This window comes from Alishewanella sp. HH-ZS (assembly GCF_001704375.1).
GTDB lineage: Bacteria > Pseudomonadota > Gammaproteobacteria > Enterobacterales > Alteromonadaceae > Alishewanella > Alishewanella aestuarii.
In genome coordinates this window covers 1-26189 of the sequence record NZ_LZEJ01000023.1, presented here as the reverse complement: position 1 = coordinate 26189, position 26189 = coordinate 1, and the positions used below count along the sequence as shown (strand labels likewise).

The 26189-nt window shown below is 52.1% G+C and carries 21 protein-coding genes; 15 read left to right on the top strand and 6 right to left on the bottom strand.

Translation table 11 applies throughout. From position 1 onward, the window contains the following. Positions 1–57: 57 nt before the first annotated feature. Positions 58–696, top strand: coding sequence for a hypothetical protein (locus A9165_RS10430; RefSeq protein WP_176714611.1), 639 nt, complete (start codon positions 58–60; stop codon positions 694–696). A 19-nt stretch (positions 697–715) separates the two neighbouring features. On the opposite strand, the gene A9165_RS10425 is transcribed toward A9165_RS10430, so the two are convergent. Together A9165_RS10425 and A9165_RS10420 are read right to left on the bottom strand one after the other, a co-directional pair. Then, positions 716–1975 (bottom strand): HlyC/CorC family transporter, encoded by a 1260-nt coding sequence (locus tag A9165_RS10425; protein ID WP_065955824.1) that lies wholly within the window; start codon positions 1973–1975, stop codon positions 716–718. Positions 1976–2016: 41 nt separating this feature from the next. After that, entirely contained in the window at positions 2017–2808 is a 792-nt protein-coding gene (locus A9165_RS10420; RefSeq protein ID WP_008609829.1) for an inner membrane protein YpjD, read from the bottom strand. 146 nt (positions 2809–2954) lie between these two features. On the opposite strand from A9165_RS10420, the gene ffh reads away from it, so the two are divergent. From ffh to tyrA, 8 genes are all read left to right on the top strand, one after another. Further along, entirely contained in the window at positions 2955–4322 is a 1368-nt protein-coding gene (gene ffh, locus A9165_RS10415; protein ID WP_065955823.1) for a signal recognition particle protein, read from the top strand. Between the two features lie 135 nt (positions 4323–4457). Further along, positions 4458–4709 carry a 30S ribosomal protein S16 gene (rpsP, locus tag A9165_RS10410; protein ID WP_065955863.1) on the top strand — a complete coding sequence of 84 codons (252 nt, stop codon included), beginning with the start codon at positions 4458–4460 and terminating at the stop codon, positions 4707–4709. 18 nt (positions 4710–4727) lie between these two features. Then, entirely contained in the window at positions 4728–5264 is a 537-nt protein-coding gene (gene rimM / locus A9165_RS10405) for a ribosome maturation factor RimM (protein WP_065955822.1), read from the top strand. Beyond that, positions 5264–6037: a tRNA (guanosine(37)-N1)-methyltransferase TrmD gene (gene trmD / locus A9165_RS10400; protein ID WP_065955821.1), complete on the top strand. Its 774-nt coding sequence runs from the start codon at positions 5264–5266 to the stop codon at positions 6035–6037. Before rimM ends, trmD begins: the two co-directional genes overlap by 1 nt. A 22-nt stretch (positions 6038–6059) precedes the next feature. Further along, a complete protein-coding gene (gene rplS / locus A9165_RS10395) occupies positions 6060–6419 on the top strand; it encodes a 50S ribosomal protein L19 (RefSeq protein ID WP_008609837.1) in 360 nt (119 codons plus the stop codon). A 38-nt stretch (positions 6420–6457) separates the two neighbouring features. Continuing rightward, positions 6458–7072, top strand: coding sequence for a DNA-J related domain-containing protein (locus A9165_RS10390; protein ID WP_065955820.1), 615 nt, complete (start codon positions 6458–6460; stop codon positions 7070–7072). A gap of 332 nt (positions 7073–7404) precedes the next feature. Beyond that, entirely contained in the window at positions 7405–8457 is a 1053-nt protein-coding gene (locus tag A9165_RS10385) for a 3-deoxy-7-phosphoheptulonate synthase (protein WP_065955819.1), read from the top strand. A 1-nt stretch (position 8458) separates the two neighbouring features. Further along, the gene (gene tyrA, locus A9165_RS10380) at positions 8459–9595 is read left to right on the top strand and encodes a bifunctional chorismate mutase/prephenate dehydrogenase (protein WP_065955818.1); all 1137 of its coding nucleotides are present in this window, start codon (positions 8459–8461) and stop codon (positions 9593–9595) included. 18 nt (positions 9596–9613) lie between these two features. Here the strand turns inward: tyrA and A9165_RS10375 are convergent, their stop codons facing one another. After that, a complete protein-coding gene (locus tag A9165_RS10375; RefSeq protein WP_065955817.1) occupies positions 9614–10495 on the bottom strand; it encodes a TIGR00730 family Rossman fold protein in 882 nt (293 codons plus the stop codon). Between the two features lie 99 nt (positions 10496–10594). On the opposite strand from A9165_RS10375, the gene A9165_RS10370 reads away from it, so the two are divergent. Both A9165_RS10370 and A9165_RS10365 read left to right on the top strand, forming a co-directional pair. Continuing rightward, the gene (locus tag A9165_RS10370; protein WP_255365698.1) at positions 10595–12199 is read left to right on the top strand and encodes a Na/Pi cotransporter family protein; all 1605 of its coding nucleotides are present in this window, start codon (positions 10595–10597) and stop codon (positions 12197–12199) included. Beyond that, entirely contained in the window at positions 12189–13595 is a 1407-nt protein-coding gene (locus A9165_RS10365; RefSeq protein ID WP_065955816.1) for an MBL fold metallo-hydrolase RNA specificity domain-containing protein, read from the top strand. The genes A9165_RS10370 and A9165_RS10365 overlap by 11 nt, the downstream gene beginning before the upstream one ends. Positions 13596–13671: 76 nt before the next feature. Here the strand turns inward: A9165_RS10365 and A9165_RS10360 are convergent, their stop codons facing one another. Beyond that, on the bottom strand, positions 13672–14823 hold the full coding sequence (locus A9165_RS10360) for a chorismate mutase (protein WP_065955815.1): 1152 nt from the start codon (positions 14821–14823) through the stop codon (positions 13672–13674). 182 nt (positions 14824–15005) lie between these two features. Continuing rightward, on the bottom strand, positions 15006–17354 hold the full coding sequence (locus A9165_RS10355) for a penicillin acylase family protein (RefSeq protein ID WP_065955814.1): 2349 nt from the start codon (positions 17352–17354) through the stop codon (positions 15006–15008). A gap of 55 nt (positions 17355–17409) precedes the next feature. Between A9165_RS10355 and A9165_RS10350 the strand changes: the two genes are divergently transcribed. Next, positions 17410–18063 (top strand): cytochrome b/b6 domain-containing protein, encoded by a 654-nt coding sequence (locus A9165_RS10350; RefSeq protein WP_008609846.1) that lies wholly within the window; start codon positions 17410–17412, stop codon positions 18061–18063. Positions 18064–18126: 63 nt separating this feature from the next. Here A9165_RS10350 and A9165_RS10345 read toward each other — a convergent pair whose 3' ends face one another. Then, positions 18127–18582, bottom strand: coding sequence for a cytochrome c (locus A9165_RS10345; RefSeq protein WP_008609847.1), 456 nt, complete (start codon positions 18580–18582; stop codon positions 18127–18129). Positions 18583–18693: 111 nt separating this feature from the next. On the opposite strand from A9165_RS10345, the gene A9165_RS10340 reads away from it, so the two are divergent. The 3 genes from A9165_RS10340 to A9165_RS10330 are packed head-to-tail and all read left to right on the top strand — an operon-like array spanning position 18694 to position 26130. Next, on the top strand, positions 18694–21672 hold the full coding sequence (locus tag A9165_RS10340; RefSeq protein WP_008609848.1) for an EAL domain-containing protein: 2979 nt from the start codon (positions 18694–18696) through the stop codon (positions 21670–21672). 25 nt (positions 21673–21697) lie between these two features. After that, complete coding sequence (locus tag A9165_RS10335) at positions 21698–24817, top strand: amidohydrolase family protein (RefSeq protein WP_008609849.1); 3120 nt, start codon at positions 21698–21700, stop codon at positions 24815–24817. Then, on the top strand, positions 24817–26130 hold the full coding sequence (locus A9165_RS10330; RefSeq protein ID WP_083216264.1) for an amidohydrolase family protein: 1314 nt from the start codon (positions 24817–24819) through the stop codon (positions 26128–26130). Before A9165_RS10335 ends, A9165_RS10330 begins: the two co-directional genes overlap by 1 nt. Positions 26131–26189 lie beyond the last annotated feature (59 nt).

Here is a 26189-nt window from a genome sequence, read left to right as displayed (position 1 = left end):
AATCCAGGGAAAACAAAAAACTTGGTTGCATCCATGCACCTTGTTAGAATCCCCCTTATGCTGATAGTTCAAAAAAAGATTAAAAAAAATAAACTCCTGATCACTATAGGTTTTTCCGCGGCCCTAACTGGCTGTGCGACGCCGCCACCGCAGAATAAAAGCGATATCTGCGAGATCTTTCGTGAGAACCGCTCCTGGTATAAAGCCAGCGCCAGTGCCAGTGACAAATGGGGCATGCCGATCGCTGTGCCGATCAGTTTTATGTATCAGGAAAGTGGTTTCAGGCACAACGCCCGGCCGCCCATGCGTTATTTTCTTGGCTTTATCCCTTATGGTCGGGCGAGCTCAGCCTATGGCTATTCTCAGGCAAAAACCCCAACCTGGGACGACTATGTCAAGGATACCGGTCGATTGTTTGCCAGCCGCAGCAACTTTGCGGACGCGGTGGATTTTATCGGCTGGTATATCGATAAAACCCATCAGGTGAATAAGGTGCCGAAAGATGATGCTTACCGGCTTTATCTGAACTACCACGAGGGCTGGGGTGGTTATCGGCGCGGCAGCCATCAGCAAAAGGCCTGGTTGCTCAGAACTGCGCGTCAGGTTGACGACAGAGCCCGAATTTACCAGCAGCAATTGAACGGTTGTGAGAACGAACTGCAGCGCGGCTGGTTACGCCGCCTGCTATTTGGCTAGTCTGTGTTTCGGCGGCTGGCTAACGTGTCAGAACCAGCCGCACCGTTTTAATCATATTATCCTGCACATCGACGATTTCCAGTGGATAGCCGGCTAGTTTCACGCTCATCGCGCCCTGCGGGATTTCCTCCAGATGTTCCAGTAACAGACCATTCAGTGTTTTCGGGCCGTCGGTTGGAAATTCCAGCTGCATTTGCCGGTTCAAATCCCGCAGGCTAATACTGCCGTCGATCAGGTAGGAACCGTCTGGCTGTTGAATGATTTCCTCGTGGTTATCTTCGATGACATCAGTCGTAAATTCTCCCACTACTTCTTCCAGAATATCTTCCAGCGTTACCAGCCCCTGAATATCGCCGTATTCATCAACTACCAGACCAATACGTTCCTTGGTACTTTGAAATTTCAGCAGTTGCGTATTAAGTGGGGTGCCTTCCGGAATGTAGTAAATTTCGTGTACAGAGCGTAGCAAGGTTGCTTTGCTAAACTGATCTTTAAGCAGCAGCCGCACCAGATCCCGCGGGTGAATAAAACCCAGGGCATCGTCAATACTGTCCCGATACAGCAATACCCGGCTGTGCTGGGCGTTTGCCAGCTGGCGCACGATATCTTTCCATTCGTCGTTAATATCGATACCGGCGATTTCGTTACGCGGCGTCATAATGTCATCTACGGTAACATTCTCTAAATCCAGTACCCCCACCAGCATATTTTGATGCTGCTCCGGGATCAGGGCGCCGGCTTCATGCACCACGGTTCTGAGTTCTTCCGCACTCAGACTGTTGCCCTGATGCTTTTCCGGGCTAATGCCCATCACGGCCAGTAAGCCATTGGTGATCCAGTTAATTAACCAGACCAGCGGATAAAATAGTTTTAACAGCGGTTTTAGTAAGGCGGAGCTTGGAAAAGCGATCCGCTCCGGATGCAGTGCCGCCAGGGTTTTTGGCGTGACCTCCGCAAATACCAGGATCACCAGTGTCAGGATCACGGTTGCAATAGCAATACCGGCATCGCCATACAGTCGCATCCCGATGATGGTCGCAATCGCTGAGGCAGCGATATTCACCAGGTTGTTGCCAATCAGGATCAAACCGATCAGCCGATCTGGCCGGTCCAATAATTCGGCTACCCGCTTTGCGCCTTTATGTTGTTCATTTTCAAGGTGTTTTAACCGGTAGCGGTTAACGGACATCATGCCTGTTTCTGAACCCGAGAAATAGGCTGAGATAAACAGTAGCACTCCCAAAATAATAAAGAGTGTACTGGTTGAGATTGCGTCCAAAAGTTAATTACCTTTATTGCCTGACAAAGTGTAGAGCGGTTTCAGAATCTGCCCAGCAGGACTTCTTTTACAAAGCGGCTGCCAAAATAGGCCAGGGTGAGGACAACACTGCCGACTAAAGTCAGAGATACCGCGGCTCTACCGCGCCAGCCCTGACGGGCATGCCCCCAGCACAGCACTCCGAATACAATTAGCGCCAGCAAACTAAGCAGCGTTTTATGGTCGACCCAACTTTTCATATAGGGTACGCCACTAGCCAGTGCCAGGATTAACAAGGCGGTACCGGCTGCCAGCAAGCGAAATTGCAGTTGCTCTGCCTGTAATAATGGCGGCAAAAAGCGACTGACACCAGAGAAATTTTTATGTTTCAGTTTATAACTGATATAAGACACTTGAATTGAGTACAGCGTGGCCATAATCAGCACCACATAGGCGCTAAAGGCCAGGCCAATATGGGCCAGCAGCCCCGGGCTTTGTCCCAGGTGCTGTAACAGTGCAGTGCCGGGAATAAACAGACCGGCCAGTAGCAGTAAGGCAGCGGCGGTGTAGACTATAGGTAATAGCAACACAGCCGGACTGCGCAGGGAAATCAGGGTTACCGCCAGGGTTAACAGCCAGGCGACCAATGAGCTGACGTTCAACAAACTAAAGTTTTGTCCCTGCTCGGTAAAGATGCTGCCCGCCAGACTTAGCATATGGCATACCACACCCAGGGTGCCGGCACTGAAAACCAGTTTAAAGTTTGGCCCGGCCGGATGGAATAGCCGCAATAGCAGGGTAACAGTTGCAACCGTATAGGCAACCAAAGCCAGCGCGGGTAACAACATCGGCATACTTAACACTCCTGTGACGCAGTAAGTGGATTATTGTATTGCAAGTTTCGGGTAAAGCCCAGCAGCATACAGTAAGATGCGCTTAAGGCTGACGATAACAGTACAACGCGCTATAATCGGCGCAATTACCGAATTGGATCTCCGCTATGTTTGAAAATCTGTCAGATCGTTTAAGCCGGACCCTGAAAAATATTAGTGGTCGTGGTCGTCTTACTGAAGACAATATTAAAGAAACGCTACGGGAAGTGCGAATGGCACTGCTCGAAGCTGACGTGGCATTGCCGGTTGTTAAAGACTTTATCAACCAGATCAAAGAGCGCTCTGTTGGTCTGGAGGTCAGCAAGAGTCTGACCCCGGGGCAGGAATTTCTGAAAATCGTCCGTAAAGCCCTGGAAGAAGCCATGGGCGAGGCGAATGAAGAGCTGGCTCTTAATACCCAACCGCCGGCGGTGATTCTGATGGCGGGTTTACAGGGGGCAGGTAAAACCACCTCTGTTGGTAAGCTGGCAAAGTTTCTGACCGAACGGAAAAAGAAAAAAGTGTTGGTGGTATCGGCTGACGTTTACCGGCCTGCCGCAATTAAACAATTGGAAACCCTGGCCAAAGCGGTCAATGTTGAGTTTTTCCCCAGCGACATCTCGCAGGCGCCGGTTGCTATTGTTAATGCTGCCATCACGCATGCCAAAACCCGGATGTTTGATGTGCTGCTGGTCGATACCGCCGGTCGTCTGCATGTCGACAGCGAGATGATGGATGAAATCAAGGCGCTGCATGCCGCGGTAAAGCCGATTGAAACCCTGTTCGTGGTCGATGCCATGACCGGTCAGGATGCGGCTAATACGGCCAAAGCCTTTAACGAAGCCCTGCCATTAACTGGGGTGATCTTAACCAAAGCCGATGGTGATGCCCGTGGTGGTGCCGCTTTATCTATCCGCCATATTACCGGCAAGCCAATTAAGTTTATCGGTACCGGTGAGAAAACCGACGCCTTAGAGCCGTTCCATCCGGATCGTATCGCCTCGCGCATTTTAGGTATGGGCGATGTGCTGAGCCTGATTGAAGAGCTTGAGCAGAAGGTCGATAAAGAAAAAACCGCGAAAATGGCGCAGAAGATGATGAAAGGCAAAGGCTTTTCATTGGAAGATTTTCGCGAGCAGCTGGTACAGATGCGTAGCATGGGCGGTATGATGTCACTGATGGACAAGCTGCCGGGGATGAAAAATCTGCCGGCCGGTGCCGCCGGTCAGTTAGATGAAAAGCAGTTTGTGCGGATGGAAGCCATTATTAATTCGATGACGCCGAAAGAGCGGGAATTTCCGGACTTGCTAAAAGGTTCACGCAAAAAGCGGATTGCGGCCGGCTCCGGCACCAAGGTGCAGGAGATCAATCAGCTGCTGAAACAATTTACCCAGATGCAGAAAATGATGAAGCAAATGAGCGGCAAAGGCGGTTTGATGAAGATGATGCGCAGCATGGGCGGCAAGTTACCACCCGGTATGTTACCGCCACGCTAAGCCTGGCTTGATGGGTTGCCAGGCCGCGAAATGCCTTGCATTCGCGGCAAAAATCCGTACAATGCAGCAGCCCTGCAGTCCGACTGCGGGCTTTGTTATTTTTTAAAACCTGAACGATTGAAATTAGAGGACGGTATGGTAACTATTCGTTTACAACGTGGTGGCGCGAAAAAGCGTCCATTTTACCAAGTTGTGGTAGCGGACAGCCGTTTTGCTCGTGATGGCCGTTTTATTGAGCGCGTGGGTTTCTTTAACCCAATCGCCAACGGTACTGAAGAGAAACTGCGTCTGGACCTGGATCGCGTTGACCACTGGGTAGCACAAGGTGCTGCACTGAGTGATCGCGTGGCCACTCTGGTAAAAAACGCTAAGAAAGCAGCTGCTTAATTAGCAAGGCGTGTGGAGTTGTCACTGTTGAGTGAAAAAGATTTTGTAGTACTTGGCAAGTTTGGTGCGGTTTACGGCATCAATGGCTGGCTAAAAATTAACTCCTACACGGACATCCCGGAAGGGATTTTTGATTACACACCCTGGCAGGTCAAATTTCAGGGTAACTGGCAGACAGTAACAGTCAGCAGCTGGAAACGGCATAGTAATGGCTTAATTGCCAAACTGACTGACATTAATGTCCGGGAACAGGCGCAGACTTATGTCAATGCTGAAATCGCGGTTGCCGCCAACGCCTTACCGGCGCTGGACGATGGCGAGTACTACTGGAAAGATCTGATGGATCTAAAAGTCGTGAATGAGCAAGGCTACGATCTGGGCGTGGTAACCGACTTAATGGAAACCGGCTCTAACGATGTGTTAGTGGTGAAAGCCAACCGGACTGATGCCTTTGGTAAGGGTGAGCGCTTAATTCCCTATCTTGATCAGACCGTGATCAAGCAGGTGGATTTAACCGCGAAGCAAATCACAGTAGATTGGGACCCGGCGTTTTAATGCAGGAACAACCAAGGTGGGTGGGCGTTGTCTCACTGTTTCCGGAGATGTTTCAGGCGATTACGCAATACGGTGTCACTGGTCGGGCTGTAAAGCAGGGCATTGTTCGGCTCGAGTGTTTTAACCCGCGGGATTTTACCACGGACAAACATCGGACTGTTGATGACCGGCCTTATGGCGGCGGCCCCGGTATGCTGATGATGGTGCAGCCACTGACCGATGCCATTCGCTCGGCGAAAGCCGCAGCAGGGGATAAGGTACATACGGTTTATTTGTCGCCGCAAGGCCGTAAATTAGACCAGCAAGGTGTGGCTGAACTGGCAAAACACCCGAAACTGCTCCTGGTAGCAGGCCGTTACGAAGGAATTGACGAGCGCGTGATCGAAACCGAAATTGACGAAGAATGGTCAATCGGCGATTACGTACTAAGTGGGGGCGAGTTGCCGGCAATGGTATTAATTGATGCCGTGTCGCGACTGGTGCCCGGGGTTTTGGGACATGATTTATCTGCTGAGCAGGATTCGTTTGCAGCCGGCTTGTTGGATTGTCCACATTATACCCGCCCTGAGGTGTTAGCAGACAAACAGGTACCCGCCGTATTGCTGAGTGGGCACCATGAAGAAATTAGACGCTGGCGTCTGAAACAGGCTCTCGGTAGAACCTGGTTAAGACGGCCGGATATGTTAAATTCCCTGGCTCTGACTAAGGAGCAACGCAAGTTACTGGCAGAATTCCAACAGGAATACCAGGCGTTGCAGCAGCAAGATAGTTAACTCCAGGTAAAGTGAGATTGTTATGAGCAAAGTTAGCCAAAACATCATCAAGCAACTTGAACAGGAACAACTGAAACAAGACGTTCCTGCATTCGCTCCAGGTGACACTGTAGTGGTTCAGGTTAAAGTTAAAGAAGGTGACAAAACCCGTTTACAGGCTTACGAAGGCGTTGTTATCGCCAAGCGTAACCGTGGTCTGCACTCTTCATTCACCGTACGTAAAATCTCTAATGGCGAAGGTGTTGAGCGTGTATTCCAGACGCACAGCCCGCTGGTAGACAGCATCACCGTTAAACGTCGTGGTGCCGTTCGCCGTGCTAAGCTTTACTACTTACGCGATCGTTCAGGTAAATCAGCGCGTATCCGCGAAAAGCTTAACTAAGCTGTTAAGGGCCGGCACTATGCCGGCCCTGTTTTTTTATGGCAGAACTGACTGCTACAGCACCGCTTAATCCCACTCAGCTGCAACAACTGGAGCTTCGGTTGGAGCAGATCCTGTTACGCCGTTTTGGCGAGCTGACCGAGCAACAACTGTTAACCCTGCTGGATTTAAAACCCCTTAGTACCATTCAAGACAGCCAATTTGCGCTATTCCAACGCCATTTTGTGCTGTATCACTTGCTGTACCGACTGGCAGAGCGTTGGGCGCTCAGCAGTACCGCTTATCTGGATATTGGCCTGGCACGAATTAAAATTTCGCCCTGGCAAGACCATCTACCGCTGCTTACCGACAGCAAGGCAGCCTATTATGCCGACTGGCAAAACTATTGGCGGATGACGCCGGTGGCATTAAGTAAACGACTGGCGAGCTTCTGGCAGTATTATCAGCAGCGCCATGGCGTTAGCAGTAGCGTGATCCAGCTCAATGATGAAGAGGCGTTACAGCTGCTACAACTGGATTGGCCCTGCAGCCTGAGCGAGCTGAAAAAGGCCTTTCGGCGTTTATCGCTAAAACATCATCCGGATCGGGGCGGTGATAAAACCACCTTTGTCCGTATCTCGCTGGCCTATCAAAAAATCTTACAACGTTTATAACCCTTTTCGCTGTTAATTATCTGAATTCGCTATTCTGCTAGCTTCACTGTAAAAATATGTGTACATTTTATTTTCCTGGCTAAAGCTGGGTTTTCCTTATTTTTATTGCCTTGCAGGGTTGACCTAATAGCCATCTATCCGTACACTCCAGCCTATTGTAATTTTATAGATACGTGCTGTATAAATAAGTTTACGGGTTTGAGTTGGGTTTTGCACAGCTTACTTAGCACAGAGGGCGGAAGATAACGCTTTTTTGCGTCAGCAAGCGGCACAGCCCAGATTCTTGCCTATGCTTAGTCTCTGCGGCACTGCAAAGGAGCTCAATCGTGTCCATGATCGTCGATGACCTGCGCATAGTGGCGCAGAAACCTTTAAGTTCGCCGGCTGTATTAAAACGGGTATTGCCGTTATCGGAGCAAGGCGCGGACTTTGTTGCCAAAGCCCGCGCTGATATCGCCAATATTATTCACGGCCGTGACAAACGTCTGTTAGTGGTAACAGGTCCGTGTTCAATCCATGATCCTGTTGCCGCCATTGAATATGCCAATAAGTTAAAAGCACTGCAGTTAGCCTATCAGGACAGTTTGTATATCGTGATGCGGGTATACTTTGAAAAGCCCCGTACCACAGTCGGCTGGAAAGGCTTTATCAACGACCCCCACCTGGATGACTCTTTCGATTTAGAGACCGGCTTAACCTGGGGCCGTGAGCTGCTATTGAAAATGGTCGAGCTGGAATTGCCGGTGGCGACCGAAGCCTTGGATCCGATCAGCCCGCAGTATATGTCGGATCTGATTAGCTGGGCGGCGATTGGTGCCCGCACTGTGGAGTCGCAAACTCACCGTGAAATGGCCAGCGGCTTGTCGATGCCGGTAGGTTTTAAAAATGGTACTGATGGCAGCTTAAGCGTCGCACTTAATGCCCTGCAGTCGGCTGCCAGCGGTCATACCTTCTTTGGCATTAACCAAAAAGGTGAGGTCAGCCTGATCCAAACCGCCGGTAATCCGGATGGGCATATTATCCTGCGTGGTGGTGCCAAACCTAATTATGATGCCGCCAGCATCGAGGCTGCGTTGGCGCAGTTGAATAAACTTAATTTACCGCACGGCATTGTTGTAGACTGTAGCCATGGCAATTCCAATAAGGACCATAACCGGCAACCGCAGGTGGCACAAGAGGTGTTGGCGCAGCGCCTGGCCGGCAATAATGCCATTATCGGCATTATGCTGGAAAGCCACTTACAGGCCGGGCGGCAGGATATCGTTAATGGCAAAGCGGAAAAATACGGTGTCTCAGTCACGGATGCCTGTATTGACTGGCCAACAACAGCGGATTTGCTGGACAGTTTAGCGCAACAAATGCGGCAACTGGCGGCGGTGGCCTAAGGTGAAGCCCAGTGATGCAGCTGCAGCGGCGTTACAGCCGCTGCGAGAGCAAATTGATCAGCTGGACAGTGAGCTCGTCGAGCTATTGGCGCGCCGGGCCAGAGTCACCGCCCAGGTTGGGCAGGTGAAGCAACACTATGCATTGCCGGTCTATGTACCGGAGCGGGAGCAGGCATTACTTGCCGCCAGACGACAGCAAGCGCTGGCGCAAGGCGTCTCGCCGGAATTGGTTGAGGACTTATTACGCCGGGTGATGCGCGAGTCTTATGCCACCCAGGATCAGCACTTTGTCTGTTGCCGGCCCAGTGGCGGCAAGGTGGTGGTGGTCGGCGGCGCCGGGGCCTTAGGCAATCGTTTTGTCAGCTTGTTTCAACGCTCCGGCTATCAGGTGGCAATACTGGAACCTCAGGACTGGCCGCAGGCGGCCCAGTTATGTCAGGATGCCGCCCTGGTATTACTGGCGGTACCTATTACGCTGACCGAGCAGGTGATTGCGCAGTTACCGACACTGCCTGCGCAGTGCGTACTGGCCGATTTAACCAGTATTAAGGCGCGGCCGCTGCAAGCGATGCTGGCACAGCATAGCGGGCCTGTCGTTGGCTTACACCCAATGTTTGGTCCGGACATCAATAACCTGATTAAGCAAGTCGTCGTAGTCTGCGACGGCCGGCAGCCGGAAGACTATCAGTGGTTATTAAAGCAACTGGTGATCTGGGGCGCGGAGCTGACGACCAAAGCGGCAGAAGAACATGATAGCGCCATGCAACTGATCCAGGCGATGCGGCATTTTTCCTCTTTGGTCTATGGTGTGCATCTAGCCGAAGAGCAGGCTGATTTAAATGAGCTGTTGGCACTCAGTTCACCGATTTACCGGCTGGAACTGGCGATGGTGGGGCGTTTGTTTGCGCAGAATGCTGAACTTTATGCCGATATTATGCTGTCATCGGCTGATGTGACGGCGTTGCTGCAGCGTTATCAGCAGCGTTTTACTCAGCTATTGGGCTTGTTGGCAGTACAGGATAAAGCCGGTTTAATGGCGGAATTTGCCAAGGGCCAGCAGTTCTTCGGCGAGCTGGCGCAGCAATTTCTGCAGGAAAGTAAGCAATTACTGCAAAAAGCAGCAGACGGGCGCAGTTAGCGCCCGAAATTACTGGCGTTATATACCCAACTGATAGAAATCATAAATCACCTGCCAGGCTTGCTCAGGGCTGTCGACATACTGAATCAGTTCCAGGTCCTGCGGGCTAATCAGTCCCTCTTCTGCCAGCATCTCGAAATTGATCAAACGTTGCCAGAAAGCTTTATCGTACAGAATCACCGGTACCCGTTCGGCTTTTTTGGTTTGGATCAGGGTCAGGGTTTCAAACAACTCATCTAGCGTACCAAAGCCACCCGGAAAGGCCACCAGCGCCCGCGCCCGTTGCAGGAAATGCATTTTGCGAATGGCAAAATAATGAAACTGGAAACAGAATTCCGGGGTGATATAGGGGTTAGGGTGCTGCTCTTTCGGCAGCACAATATTTAAGCCGATGCTTTTGCCATTAGCCTCCATGGCGCCGCGGTTTGCCGCCTCCATAATACCCGGGCCACCACCACTGATAATGGTCAGCGCGCAGTCAGGATGCTGACAGCTATGCTGAGTGACCAGACGGGCGAATTCCTGCGCCGCAGTATAATAGCGACTATTCTTAAGATCGCGTTCGGCCTGCTGTAATGCATGAATAGCAGCCGGATTATCTGGCTCTGTAATAACATACTGTTTCACGTCCGACAGCTGCTTTGCTGCATCAGCAGGTGCCAGGAAACGTGCGCTGCCAAATACCACTATGGTGGCATTAATTTGATGCTGCTCCAGTACCAGTTGCGGTTTCAGATACTCCAGTTGCAACCGGACATGCCGCAGCTCATCCTGCATTAAAAAGCCGGTATCGGCAAAGGCCAGTTTGTAGGAATCATGGTCCTGTAGTCGGGAGATGGCATCTAACGACTCTTGGGCGGTAGCAAAGTGGCGTTTCGATAAAGCGTTGCGCTCAGTCATCACAAGGTCCTTTTAAAAAGTCAGACATTTTCTTGATACAAAACAGCTAAGACGTTGTAAAGTTGGGTTATAACATAGATAGGTAACAGGGAGGCAGTATTGACGGATATTTTAATTGGCCTGGGCGCTCTGGGCTTGATTCTGCTCGGAATGGACTGGCTGAGTAAGGGCCTGAAGGCCGCCGCCGGCCAGGCGCTGATGCATTTTCTGGAGCGCGGCACGCAAAAATCCTGGCAGGGCTTGCTATTTGGTACGGCCGCCACCGTCGCCGTGCAATCCTCAACCGTAATTACTGTTACCACCATCGGCTTTGTCAATGCTGGTATCTTGTCGCTGCAAAATGCTGCTTTTGTCATTTATGGCAGTAATGTCGGCACCTCCCTGACCGGTTGGTTTGTGGCGTTAGTCGGCATGCAATTTAAAATTGATGCGCTGGCGATGCCGCTGATCGGCGTGGGGGCCTTATTAAAACTCTTCGCAAAATCGGCTCGGCGACAAGGTTTTGGTGAGGCATTGGTTGGCTTCGGTTTGTTTTTCCTGGGGCTGGCTTACTTAAAAGACAGCTTTGATACCGTCTTTGTTGATATTGAGTTTTCCCTGCTCAGTGAGCTTGGTGCCTGGGGCCTGTTACTCGGGGTGTTAATTGGCACCTTGCTGACAGTGGTGATGCAGGCTTCAATTGCGGTACTGGCGCTGGTTATTACTGCGACCTCAACTGGGGTTATTCCGTTGTCAGTGGCGGCTGCCTTTGTGATCGGCGCAAATTTAGGCACTACCTCTACCGCCATTATCTCGACCTTAGCTGCGACGGCAAAAGCCAAGCGGTTAGCCATGCTACATGTGATCTTTAACGTGGTAACCGGTGTCGTCGCTATCATTATCCTGACGCCCTTGCTGTGGTTAATCAGCCTGCTACAGAGCGCGCTGTTTCACGACCCGAATCCGGCGCTTAGCTTGGCGCTGTTTCATACCTTATTTAATATTTTAGGCGTGCTGCTGATGTGGCCGCTGACCAGCAGGTTGGTAAAGTTTTTAAATAGCCGCTTTCGGGCACAAAAAGCCGGCCAATTACGAGTGTTGGATACCTCCAGCCTGAGTATTCCGGCAGTAGCCATTAAGACCCTGAGTATGGAGAGTTTAAGGGTTGGGCAATTGATAAGCGGTCAGGCTTTGCTGTTAAGTCAGGGCAAGACATTATCAAGCCAGAGTATTGAGCAGATCCGGCAGCTACAAAGTGAGATCAGTCACTATTTAACCTTGTTGGGCAAAAGCCAGCTGGCAGAGCAGGAATCGCACGCGCTAAACGAACTAATCAAAAATCAGCTAAGGTTAGAAATGACATTACAGTTACTACCTGAGTTAGCAGAGCAAGCCGAGCGCGATCCGCAAGCCTTTGTGCCAGAACAGACTTTATGGCAACAACTCAGTTCGGCACATTGGCCGGATGCAGCACAGCAGATCCGTAGCTGTTATCGTGATTTGATGCGGCAACGGCAAAAATTGAAAGAACAGCTGTATCTGCTGGTGCTGACCGAACGTTTAAGTAATGACTCTGGCGGCGATCAGCTGTTGCGTTTTGCCGAGCTGCGTCGTTTTAACCAACAATTAACCCGGGCTATGCTGGCACTTGCCAAATTGCATGGACCCCAACAAGCACCGCAAACTAGCGCGGTGAACCATGAGGAAATTAACCATGCCAGTTAATGCCAGTTTAACCTTTATCGGCGCCGCCAGGCAGGTCACCGGTTCCTGTTATCTGTTAAAGATGAATCAACAACAGTTTTTACTCGATTGTGGCATGGTGCAGGGCGCGGATCAGGTCAGAGAATGGCACAAATTCCGCTTCCCGTTTAAACCAAAGGACATAGATGCCGTCATCCTGTCGCATGCGCATATTGATCATAGCGGCTTATTGCCTTTGCTGGTGGCGAAAGGCTTTGGCGGCAATATTTACTGTACTCCGGGCACCGCCGAACTGTTACCGGTGCTGTTAAAGGACTCCGTCAATTTGTATTTAAAAGATCTGGAATGGCAAAACCGCAAAGCCGCCCGTGCCGGTAAGAAGATTTATGAGCCGGTGATGTCGCTGCAAGATGCTGAACGGGTGAGTGACTTAGTGCGGGTGCTGGGCTATAACAAAAGGGCCTTTCCGCTGCAGGGCGTTGAGCTGGAGTTTGCTGATGCCGGCCATATTCTGGGGTCGGCCATAGTGCAGCTCTGGCTAAAGGGTAAGCAGGCGATGAAAAAACTGGTGTTCTCCGGTGATTTGGGGAATCCCGCGACTGTACTGCTGCCGGCACCAACCGAGATTGACCAGGCCGATATTGTGCTGATGGAAAGTACCTATGGCAATCGTAACCATCAACCGCTGGATAATACCATTGAGGAGTTTGCGACCGCGTTAGAGCAAGCCTATAACGATGGCGGTAATGTGTTTATTCCGGCCTTCGCCCTGGGGCGCTCGCAGGAAATTCTGTATTACCTGGCACTATTGCACCGTCAGGGGCGGCTAAAGCAACGTTTGGTATTTCTGGATAGCCCGATGGCGATTAGCATCACCCGGATCTATAGCGAGTATCTGCACCGACTTGAGCAAAGTGATTTGGACAAGATTGGTTATAAGAAAGGCATGACATTGGAGCAGTTGTTACCGATGCTGAAAGTGTCTGAAACCGTCGAAGACTCAATGGCAATCAACCGGGTGACTCATGGCGCTATTATTATCGCTGGCAGCGGCATGTGTAATGGCGGGCGCATCGTACATCATTTGAAACATAATTTATGGAAAAACACTAACCATCTCATCTTTGTTGGTTTTCAGGCCAGAGGCACGCTCGGCCGGCGTTTGGTGGATGGTGAAAAGCGGGTGAAAATTTTCGGGCAGGATACAGTGGTAAAAGCCAAATTGCATACCATTGGCGGCTTTTCTGCGCACGCCGGACAAACTGAGCTCGTACGCTGGGCCACCGCCATTGGCGGTGCGCCCGAGTTCTATCTGGTGCATGGTGAACCTGAGGCACAGCAGGTGCTGCAAGAGGTGCTGGCTGAGGCGGGGATTCAGGCGCAGATCCCGGAGCAGGGCCAGCAGATCCTGTTCTGATACAGTGAGGGCAGCCTCTGGGCTGCCCTCGATCTTCTCTGTTAAGGCTTGGCTGTTCAGGCCTGGCTATGCAGACTTATGCCTGGATCTCGGTTGGCGTGACTTCGTCACTCGGGTAGCAGCCCAGCACTTTGACAAACTTGGTCAGATTGTTCAGCTCTTCCAGCGCGCGCGTCATGGCGTAGTCATTCAGATTGGCGCTGACATCGACATAAAACATCTCTTCCCACGGATTACCCGGAATAGGGCGTGACTCGAGTTTGCTCATACTGATGCCATGTTGCTTTAGCACCAGCAGCGCTTCAACCAAAGCACCGGGTTGCTGGCCGGTATACATAATAAAGGTGGTTTTGGCCGGGATCGCTTTTGCCACTTGCACCGGTTTACGGGCAACCACAATAAAGCGGCTGACGTTTTGTTTCTGATTCGCCAGCTCGCGGGTTAATACCTCCAGGCCATAGAGTTTGCCACCTTCTTCGCCGCCAATCGCGATAATAGTGGGGTCCTGTAAGGCTTTTACCTTGGCAAAGGCGGCGGATGAACTTTCACAGTATTCAATTTTAACGTTAGTCAGCCCCAGTAAGAACTGGCTACACTGGGCAATGACCTGCGGATGGGAGCAGACCTGGCGTACTTTGCTTAAGTCAGTACCGGGCAGGCCGAGCAAGCAGTGCTCGATCGGATGGGTTAACTCACCAACTATTGATAGGCGGGTGTGCTGCAATAAGTCATACACCTCGTTAATAGAACCGGATGAGGTATTTTCAATCGGCAATACCGCATAGTCGGCATGGCCGGTTTCCACCGCTTTGACAATTTCATTAAAGCTGTCACAGCCCAGTTCAATAATCCGCTCGGCGCGACGGGTAAAGTATTTTTGCGTTGCCCAGTAGCTGTAAGAGCCCTGACCGCCGAGGAAGGCTACCCTTACCGCCGGGGTATGTTCACCATTTAACTGGCCCTGCACTTTGGCTTGTTGCTGTAACACTGAGTCTTCGATAATGACATGATAAATTCGTGTCACATACTGCGCATCCAGTCCCAGCGGCTTACCTTGCTCAATCAGCGACAGTAATAATTCCTGTTCCCGCTTCTGATCGCGAATGGGCTTGTTCCGCGATAATTTCGCTTCGGCGACGGCCAATGCCAGTGCACGCCTTTTTGCCAGTAACCCCAATAACTGCTGATCGGTATCGCTGATCGCGGTTCTGATCTGATCTAATTCCATAACGGCCTCTGTGCTGATAACTACTAAAAACGATTCAAAAAAAAACCTCCCGGCTTGGGAGGTTTCTGCTTAACACGCGCGCACGGTCAGCTACCTCCTCGCTAAGGTGGTAAAGCTAAAAAAACCGAGCACAACTGATACTGTTTTCATATCAGCACCATAATCCGTCTGGATGGCCAAAGTCAAGGGGCCGGCAGCAACTGTTGCTGATATTTTTCCGGCCCCGGTAAAAAGGGTAGCGCTATCGCTGCTTGCCAGTAACGATGATCCGCCCGGTAAAAGGGCGACAGCGGGTGCCCGGATTGCCCGGCCGGAATCACCAGAATGCCGTTTTGCTCCTGACCGGGAGCCACCACCATACGTTGCGATTGGCCAAAGGCCGCATGCTGTACCCGCGGCATATGGCTGTCGCCGGCGAGCGGCGTGGCTGGCATATTCAGCCAGCGGCCGAGCAGTGGTATGGCTGAAGCCAGCGGATGCTCGATGCGCGCACTGTTGCGTTTGCCCCAGTTGGCCTGCTGCAAACTGCCATACTGCGCCAGGATCTTCTGTTGGCTATCCCGAGCGGCGCTTAACAGCAGCTCCTGCCAGCTGCTATATGCCGCCGGTAAGGTATCCGGGCGCTGCTGTTGCCACAGCAGCCAAAACGGGGTTTCCAGCGAATATTTTAGATCGCTGCTGCGGGCACCGGCTTGTTCCAGTAATGCAGCTATGGGGGCAAAGGTCAGCTCCAGCATGCTAAGCCGGAATTGCCGCAGCAGGGTATAACCTATGGCATCCGGTGCGGCGTAATCTGAGGATTCGGCAATATACTGACGAAAATCGCTTAATCCCGTTTCTTCCGCCACAGTAGGGCTGAGCTCGGCTAACAGCAGCTGTTGCCAGCGGCTTAACAGCACAGCGCGATGATCGAGTTGAATACGGTGCAGGGCATTTTCGTCGGCGTCATTTAACTGTTGCAGGCTGCTGGCGATCTGATGGCCACGGGCACCTAAATCATAGCCGCCGTTGCCAATCAGATGATAGGCATCTCCCCCTATGGTTCTGGCATTAGCAGACCAGAGATGGCCGGAGTCCGGGTTGAGGATGCTGGGATAAGCGTCGGCTGGCAGTATCTCTCCCCAAAAATTACTGCCCTGATGCCAGGTCTGAGCGGTGTCCCAGTCGGCGACCTGACGTTCCGGGATCGGGCCAAACATTGTCCAGCCGATATTGCCGGCGGCATCTGCGACTAACAGATTCTGTGCCGGAATGCCGATAGTCGGTGCCAGTGCTAAGGCCTCGGCTGCGCCAGTGGTGACTTCCAGTTGCCGCAGATTAAAGTTTACCGCATAGGGTTGATGCGCAATCCAGCGCAGCGCATAAGGTTGCTCGTCAGGAAAGGGGAGCAGCGGGCCCCACTCGGTGTAAAGCACCGTTAGCTGCTCCGTCGGGGCATCTTTAATGTGGATCTGCTCCTGATAGTGCTTTACATCTTGCCAGCCCTGGGGGCTTAGATATTGCTGCTGGTCCTCTGACAAGGTCACTTTGACCAGATCATGCCAGTCTGCGGTGGTATTAGTAAAACCCCAGGCAATATGACCGTTAGAGCCAACGACGATAGCCGGGGTACCGGGTAAGCTTAAACCCGTGACTTGCCGGCTCTGTCCCTGTTGCTGCCAGTTCAGCTGTACCTTGTACCAGATCCCGGGTACCCGCTGTGACAGGTGCATATCATCGGCCAGAATAGCCGCACCGTGCGGGGTGGCGCTGCCTGCTACGGCAAAATTATTGCTGCCAAGGTCAGTGGCATCTTTAATAGCACAATGGCTGCAGCTTAGCTGTTGTCTTAAGATCGCCGGATAAGGGCTATCGGGTACAGGGACGGCGTTAACCCGGCTGTGATCAATGGCTGCTTGCCAGTCGGCACTGTGTTGCTGCAGAAACTGATACCAGTCTGCGGGCAGGGCAGCACTGAGCTTGGTCATCGCATATTCGTCACGTCCCGCCTTGCCCTGTAAATCCAGGTACATGCTATAGATCACCAGTAAGGTATCGGCTTCCAGCCAGGCTTCAGGCTCAGCTTTAAGTAAGCTGTATTCAAAAGGCGGGCGGGCTAAGCTGGCAAGGCCTTCATTTACGCCACGGCTATAAGCGGCCAGCAATTGCAATTCGTCTGCCGGTAATGTGGTCAGCAGTTGCTCAGCACGGCGACGAAAAAGGTGGGGTCTTTGCTGTTGGTCCTGAGCCAGAGCGCGTAAGCCAAATAACGCAGAGAGCTCACCGGCCGCGAAACGGCGGCTGACATCCATTTGAAAAAAACGCTCCTGTGCATGGGCAAAGCCCAGCGCGTAGGCGGCATCAGTACGCTCCGTTGCGCGGATCACCAGGTAGCCCAGGGCATCGCGTGCCAGGGTAACGGGATCCGCCACTGCCGCCTGATAGCGGCCATTATAGTCCGGTAAACTGCCTCGTAAAAACAGATACAGGCTGCCGGAACAGACTAAAATCAGCAGTAATAGTAGCGCAAACAGCCAGCTTAATATTTTCATCTTTCTAATCCGCTGGTATAAAATCAAAAGGTTAGCACAACAAAAGGAAAGCTCAATGTTGATCAAGGTACAAGTCTGGGATTTAGCGGTGCGGGTATTTCATTGGTCACAAGTCGTGCTGTTGGCTGGGCTCTGGTATACCGGTAATGAAGGCCTGATGGCGCAGCATCAGCTACTGGCCTACACGCTGGCGGCCTTGCTGATCGCCCGTATTTGCTGGGGATTTTATGGCAGTGCCAGTGCCCGTTTTAGTCACTTTGTTGCGTCGCCACTGGCGGCTGTGCGCTATTTACGGCGGCCGGTACCGGTACTGGGGCATAATCCGGCGGGAGGCTATATGATCCTGGCATTGATACTGCTGCTGAGTCTGCAATTACTGACCGGTTTGGCGACTTTTGATAACAGCTATATCAGTGATGGCCCGCTGGTACGCTATTTATCAGAGGAATGGGTGTCACTGGCATCGAAAATTCATAAGCTGAATATTGATCTGATCCTACTGTGCGTAGCGGTGCATATTCTGGCCGCACTCTGGCACAGTATTCGCTACGATAACGTGATTTGGGCGATGTTAAGTGGCTATAGTAAAACAGCGAATCGCAATGATGCACCGAAACTGCGTGCCAGCTGGAGTTACTTTGTGCTGGTTGCAGCCTTGCTGGCGCTATTTTATTACTGGCAGGGCGCAGTATTACTGCGTTTTATCTAATAATGATTAATCGACATGGGGCAGTGCCGAGTACTGCCCCTCTTGGTCAGACGTAAACTGCGGTTAATCCGCTTTATATTTGTCGTGACAAGCTTTGCAGTTACGGGCAAAGTCACCAAAGGCTTTGCGAATTTCTGCCTGTTCAGCGGTTTTCGCCGCAGCTAACAGTGCTGCAGCGTCAGCTGCCAGTTTTTCGCCGCGCTCCTGAACTTCCGGCAAATTGTTCCAGATGGCAGGTTTAACCTTGCCGCCAGCTTCCTGAGCACCGGGTACCGTAAAGCTTTCCCAGGGTAACTGACTCAGTAATGCCAGGGCTTCAGCACGACGTTGCACCCGTTCTGCATCAAAGGCAACATTACCACGGATCATATCCTGAATATCGCCCATATTATGGCGGATTAACTGGAAACTGGCCTGGCGGTAACTCACAGCGTCTTTGCCGTTAGTAAAGGCGGTGTTGGCAACTACCGGCAAGGCCAGGGATGCAGATAACAGAGTAGCAAGCAGGGCTTTTTTCATTTGTGTAGTCTCTTCTGTTAGATTAACGTAAAACACGGTAAAGTATTAAACAGGTGTAACTGTACCTGTCATTGGCACTCCAAGTCACTATAACAGTAGCGAGCCCTATAGGTGAAGGATCTTACTCAGAATAAGGCGACAGGGATAAACTCAATCGGTTTAAAGGTATCGGCCATTGTTTTTCTGGCGGTGCTGTTAACCGGATTGACTATTACTTTAGCATTTACCACATATCAACAGAATATCATACTGCAGCAACAGCAGCAGGGGATCAATCGTACCGCTGAAAATTATCAGCAGCAGTTTGAGCGTCAGCTGCAGGAACTACAGTTAAAAGCGTCCAGAGCGCAGCAGGTGCTATTGCGGCACCTGATGCGATCAGAACTGCCTGTTCCCTCTGTAACCGAACGGTTGAACGCTAATGATGGTAGCCAACGTCTTCGCGATGAATGGTCAGGCGTCTATCTGCCAGCAGGAAGTGCGACAGCAGCTAATTCGCCAGAGTTGAATAATACAGCGCGAGCCTGGCAGCAAATGATGCCGCTGCTACAGCAAGAATTTGCCAGTGTATTTTTTATGTCTGCCAGTGGTTATTTACGAATAGCGCCGGCCGATTGGGTGATGCACGTTGAATCCACGGTATCTGCGACCGAAAATCCGTTGTTTCAATTGGTCGCCCCGGTGGCCAATCCGGAGCGGGCACTGCGCTGGAGCCCAATCTATTACGATGCAGTGTGGCAGAAATGGTTTGTCAGTCTGTTACTACCGGTTTATCAGCAGGATCGCTTCCTTGGCGTGATGGGCTTTAGTGTGAACTTGCAGGAATTGACGCAAAATCGCGCTAACCTGGGCTTCTGGAGCCCGCTGAACCGGAGTCAGCTGTTGGACGCTAACGGACAATCACTGTTGGTGGCGCGCCAGGAGCAGTCGCTGCCGATGTTCAGCATTTATCGGGCCGGCGGACCAGCGGAGCCGCAGTTAGAGCAGGTGGCCAGGTCACTGGCCAAAACGGGGCTCTCACAGCCGTTGGCTCCGCTGGCACCGGACTACTTGCTGACGGTCAGTGCTTTACCTACGCTTAATTGGTATCTCTTGTTGTATCAGGACCGGCGACAGTTGCTGGCGGAACAGCAACAACTGCAGCGGCAAGCCTTATTGCTTTGTGTCGCAATAGCGCTGTTACTTACCTTACTGCTGTATTGGTTTATTCATCAGTTATTACTGAAACGGTTAAAACGGCTGGCATTTGCAGTTGACCGGCTGGGGCAGGGCTTACTACCTGGCTTATTTTTGGATAACAAGACAGACGAGCTGGGGATGCTGAATCGGGCATTCGTTAGTATGTCACGCGAAATCAGTGATTTGGTCGAAGGTCTAAATAGCCGGATCGCGGAAAAAGAGCAGGCGGAATTACAGGCGCGAAAACTCAGCAAAGCGGTGTCGTTTTCCAGTTCGGGCATTGCGATTACCAACCGTCATCTGGAAATTGAATACCTGAATCCTTTTCTACTGGAAATGTTGGCGCAGGACGGCAGCCAACTCAACGGTAGTTCGCTATTAAAGTTATTTGCCACCGATCTACAACAGTTGCAGTCTGACATCAGTCATACCCTGGAGCACCGCCAGCACTGGCATGGCGATGTGATTTTACAACCCAGTCAGGGACAGGATGAGGTACCGCGCTGGGTGACACTTGCCATTGCACCGATCCGGGATGATAAGGGTATGCTTAGCCATTATGTGGCGACGATGCAGGATATTTCCTTTATTAAACAAAGTCAGAAGCAAATGGAGCAGTTGGCGTATTATGACGCCCTGACGGGACTGGCGAACCGTAGCTATTTCCGGGATCAGCTACGCAAAGCGATCAGCATGTCACAACGCGGTTATTATAGTTTTGCTTTGCTTTATTTTGATTTAGATGAGTTTAAGCTGATCAACGATACGCTGGGCCACGATGCCGGTGATGAGCTGTTGATTGAAGTTGCCCGCCGCTTGACCGGTCGTTTGCGTGACGACGATTTAATCGCCCGTTTAGGCGGCGACGAATTTGCCGTGATTCTGAGTGATATTAAAGATAAAGGCCATGTTGGGCAGATTGCGGCAGAGTTACAGCAGGCTTTTGCTTCCCCGGTACGTCTTGGCCGTCAGGAAGTGGCGATCAGCTCGTCGATTGGTATTACCATTGCACCTGACGATGGTATTGACGAGGAGCTGTTACTAAAACACGCCGACCTTGCCATGTACGAAGCCAAGGCCCGCGGTAAAAACACTTACCGCTTTTTCTCGCAGGCGCTTAATGATGCCGCCAACCAAAGGTTGTTAATTGAGAATCAGCTGCGGGAAGCAATCCGCGAGCAGCAGTTTATTCTTTATTATCAGCCGAAAATTGACTTGGCTGAGGAGACGCTGGTCGGCTACGAGGCGCTAATCCGCTGGTTGCGGCCGGATAATACCCTGGTGCCGCCGGCACGTTTTATTCAGGTTGCGGAAAGTACCGGTTTAATTGTGCAGATCGGCGAATGGATTATCCTGGAAGCCTGTCGTTTTCTGGCTCGGCAACATAGCCGCGGTTATGCCGTCAGTGTGTCAATCAATCTGTCGGCCCGCCAGTTTAATGATGAGCAACTGGCGGTGATTATCGAGCAGGTTATCCGGCGCACCGGCGTCGATCCGGCTTATCTGGTATTTGAAATTACCGAAAGTATGTTAATGGGTGACACCGATGCGGCTATTAAACAGCTAAATCAGTTAAAGCGTCTCGGTGTCTCTTTATCTATTGATGACTTTGGTACAGGCTATTCCTCGCTTAATTATTTAAAACGCTTTCCGGTTGATGAGTTGAAAATTGACCGCTCCTTTGTCAAAGATATTCCAGAAGATCAAAATGATATGGATATCGTGGCTGCTATCATCGCTATGGCGCAGAAGATGCAGCTGCGGGTGGTGGCGGAAGGGGTGGAGTCAGAAGCTCAGGCCGAGTTTTTAAAGCAGAATGCCTGCTATCTGGTACAGGGCTACTATTTTAGTATGCCGCTGGCCGAGCAGGAGTTAAGTCAGCTGACTTTTAATATAAAAACGCAGGGGTAAACCCCGCTTCACTCAGGAAAATGTTATGACATCAGCTCGCCTGTCTTTGCTGAGCCTGGCGCTATTCGGTGGCTACAGTGCTGCCGGTATCGCGGCTCAGACAACACCGCAGCTTGGGATCCGCGATAAAACACCAAATCTGGTCGCGCTGACCAATGCCACTGTGCAAACCGAACCCGGTAAAACCCTAACCGCTGCCACCATCCTGATCCGGGATGGTAAAATTGAGGCCGTCAGCAGTAATGGCCGGGTGCCGGCGGGCTATCAGCAGCGGGATCTCAGCGGTTATACGGTCTATGCTGGCTTTATTGATCCCTATACTCAGTATGGGGTGCCAAAGGCAGGTGAGGGGGAAGGTTTTAGTTTTGGCCGCCGCCCGGTGTATGAAAACGAGCGCCGTGGTGGTAATGCCGCCAATGATGCGATCCATGCGCAGCAGCGCTGGGTAACCCAGTTTAAGCCGGATAGTAAGGCCGCTGCTGACTTTCTGAAACAGGGTATTACCGTGGTACAAAGTGCGCGGCAGGATGGCATTTTCCGCGGTACGGCTTTTGTTGCTTCTCTGGCTGATGATTTACCCAATAATCTGGTACTAAAGGCCGATGCGCAGCATTTTATGGCCTTCAGTAAGGGCAGTTCGAAACAAACCTATCCCTCGTCGTTGATGGGCGCTATTGCGCTGATCCGTCAGACCTTATCCGATGCCAATTGGTATCAGGCGGCGACCTCGCGCGAAGTGACTACTGTCAATGGTCAGCCGCTGGAGTTTAATGCCGCTCTGGCGGGTCTGGCGACGATAAAGCAGCAGGGCGTATTGTTCGATACCAGCGATGAGCGCTCTTTGCTGCGGGCCAGCCGCTTATTAGCCGAATTTGATATCAGCAATGCCTTATTGTTGGGCTCGGGTTATGAATACAGCCGGCTGGAGCAGATTAAAGCGACCGGCAAGCCGATACTATTACCGCTCAATTTCCCGGCTGCGCCGGATGTCACGATTGCTGAGCAGCGACTGGACGTCAATCTGGCGGATTTACGGCATTGGGAGCGGGCACCGGCGAACCCGGCAGTACTGGCTCAAGCGGGTGTGCGCTTCGCCTTTACCAGTCATGGTTTAACAAAGAAAGCCGACTTTATCCCCAATCTGCGTAAAGCAGTGCAGCATGGCCTTAGTCAGCAGCAGGCGCTGGCCGCACTGACTACTGTACCGGCAGAGCTGCTGGGGCTGGGACAACAACTGGGTAAGGTGGCGCCGGGCTATCAGGCTGATCTGGTGATCAGCCGTGGTGACCTGTTCGCCGAAGGCGAAATTGTTGCAACCTGGTTGCGCGGCCAGGAAAATCGCTTTACGCCGGTGCAGCCGCCGGTTTTTGCCGGTAAGTACCAGTTTAATCTCGACGGTCAAAGCATCGATATCACGATTAGCGGTACTGCACCCAAGCTTGCAGGTGAAGCAGTACTGGGTGAGAAAAAAGCCAAACTGGAGCATCTGCGGGTGCAAGATCAGCGGCTGCAATTTAGTTTGCCGTTAAGAGCCTTAACTGAGCAGGCGATAGTGCTGCAGTTTAATGGTGTGCTGACTGGCGAGCAGTTAAGCGGCTACTGGCTGGATGCCGCCGGTAAGCAGCAACTGCTGACTCTGCAACGCAGTGCGGTAGAGCCCAAGGCCCCTAAAGCGGCTGCAGAGCCGGCAACACAACTCTCCAGACTGACCTATCCAAACCGTGCCTTTGGCCTGAGCGCCTTGCCGGTTACGGAAAAACTGCATATAAAAAATGCCACTATCTGGACCGCGACCAGTGCTGGTGTAATGCAAAATACTGACTTGCTGGTCAGTAACGGTAAGTTTGAGAAAATTGGCCAGAATCTGGCAACGCCACGTGGCTACCGGGTAATTGATGCCAGCGGCCTGCACCTGACACCGGGTATTATCGATGAGCACTCGCACATTGCAACTGAGCAGGGCGTGAATGAAGGCTCTCATGCCAATACTGCTGAAGTACATTTGGGCGATGTGATTAATCCGGATGATATTAATATCTACCGTGCCCTGGCAGGCGGTGTAACTACGGTACAGGTATTGCACGGTAGTGCTAACCCTATTGGTGGCCGGGCGCAGATTATCAGCTTACGCTGGGGCGCGGATGCCGAGGGCATGAAGTTCCGTAACGCGCCACCGAGCATCAAGTTCGCACTGGGTGAAAACGTGAAACAGTCAAACTGGGGCACGGAATTTAATACCCGTTATCCGCAAAGCCGTATCGGCGTTGAAACCTTTATCCGCGACCAGTTCCAGGCCGCCAAAGAGTATCAGGCCGCCTGGCAGGTTTACAACAAGCTGTCGCGTCGCGAGCAAGGCCGTACCGTGCCGCCGCGGCGTGATTATCAACTGGAAACGCTGGTCGAAATTCTGGAAGGAAAACGCCATATCCATACCCACTCTTATGTTGCCTCAGAAATTCTGATGCTGATGCAAGTTGCCGATGAGATGGGCTTTAAGGTCAATACCTATACCCATATTCTGGAAGGCTATAAGGTGGCCAGTGAGATGCAGGCACACGGTGCCAGCGTGTCAACCTTCGCCGACTGGTGGGGCTTTAAGATGGAAGTGAATGATGCCATCCCAACCAATACCTGTCTGATGCATGAGCAGGGTTTGTTAGTGAGTGTTAACTCTGATGATCCGGGCCTGCTGCGCCGGCTGAATCAGGAAGCGGCCAAGTCGACCATGTATTGCAATATGGATGAGCATGAAGCGCTGAAGATGGTCACCATTAATCCGGCCAAACAGCTAAAGATTGACGACAGAGTGGGGTCTATCGCTGAGGGTATGCAAGCCGACTTCGTGCTGTGGGATCAGCATCCGTTGTCGGTGTACAGTGTGGTACAGCAAACCTGGATTGAAGGCGCCCGCTACTTTGACCGCAATAGCGACCTGGCACAGCGTGAGCAACTGGAAAACGAGCGCCAGCAGCTGATCCAAAAAGTGCTAACCGCCGGTGAATCGGCGCGCCAGGGCAGTACCAACAGTTACAAACAGGACGATCCGATCTGGCATTGTGAGGATAACGACGACTGGCTGAAACTGCGTTTTGGTTTTGGCGACCATTTACATAGCCATGGTCATGCCCACGGAGGACAACACTGATGAAACTGATTAAATCCTTACTGGCTGTCGCCTGTGTGCTGGCAGCCGGCAGTGCTGGTGCGGTGAATCCGGTCCCGGGCACGGCACAGACTGAACCCTTGTTACTAAAAAACGCCACAGTGCACTCTGTGGTTGCTGCACCTGCGGTGCAGGATGTGCTGATTCAGGATGGCAAAATTGCTGCCGTCGGTACTAACCTGACGGCACCTGCCAATGCCAGAGTGCAGGATCTTAGCGGCAAGAACCTGTATCCGGGACTGATTGCGCTGATTAATCAACTGGGCTTGATTGAGGTGGAAGCGGTACGGGCTACCCGTGACGATCGGGAAATCAGCGCGACCAATCCGGATCTACGCACGGAAGTGGCCTTTAATGCCGATTCGGTCGTGATCCCAACGATCCGGAGCAATGGTTTTAGCCACAGCCTGATTTACCCGTCCGGCTCGCTGATCACCGGGCGCTCAGCCCTGATGCAACTGGATGGTTGGAACTGGCAGGACGCGCTGGTGCAGTCCAGTGTTGGCTTGCATGTCAATTGGCCGCGGATGGGGATTCAAACCGGCTGGTGGGTGCGTGACAGTGTCGAGCAGCAGCAAAAACGTCAGGCAGAGCAATTAGCGCAGCTGCAGGATTACTTCAGCGCCGCCCATGCCTATTACCTGGCCGAACAAGCCGGCCTGAATCGTGGCCGGGATTCGCGTTGGCATGCCATGTTAAGCTTCTTCGAAGGCAAATTACCGCTGTTTGTGCATGCTGATGACCCGCGACAAATGCGCCAGGCGATGCTGTTAGCACAGCAGTATGGCGTCAAGTTGGTGATTGTTGGTGGGCGCGATAGCTGGCGCATTGCCGATGAGCTGGCGGCGAATAAGGTCGCTGTGATCTATACCGCGCCCTATGGTTTGCCAACCCGTGGCGATGAAGCCTACGATCAGGCCTTTAGTGCGCCGGGCGTGTTAAAACGGGCCGGGGTGCAATTCGCGTTGTCGCTGGATGGTTTCTGGGATACCCGGAATCTGGTATTCGCTGCCGGTCATGTTACCCGCTATGGTCTGGATCAGGCCGAGGCGCTACGTGCCCTGACGCTGGATGCCGCTGCCATTGCCGGCGTTGCCGACCGTTTAGGGTCGATTGAAGTTGGTAAAAGCGCCAGTCTGGTGGTATCCAGCGGTGATATCTTTGATTATCGCGGCCATCAGGTTGAACAGATGTGGATCGACGGCCGTAGTGTGGATTTAGATAACCGGCACAAGCAACTGCACCGGCGCTATCAACAGCGTTATCAGCAGCCAAGCCAAAGCGTGCAGCCCTGAGACCGGCGCTGAAGTTCTGAGGTGCCGCTCTGGCACCTTTTTTGTGTGCGCCCAGCATG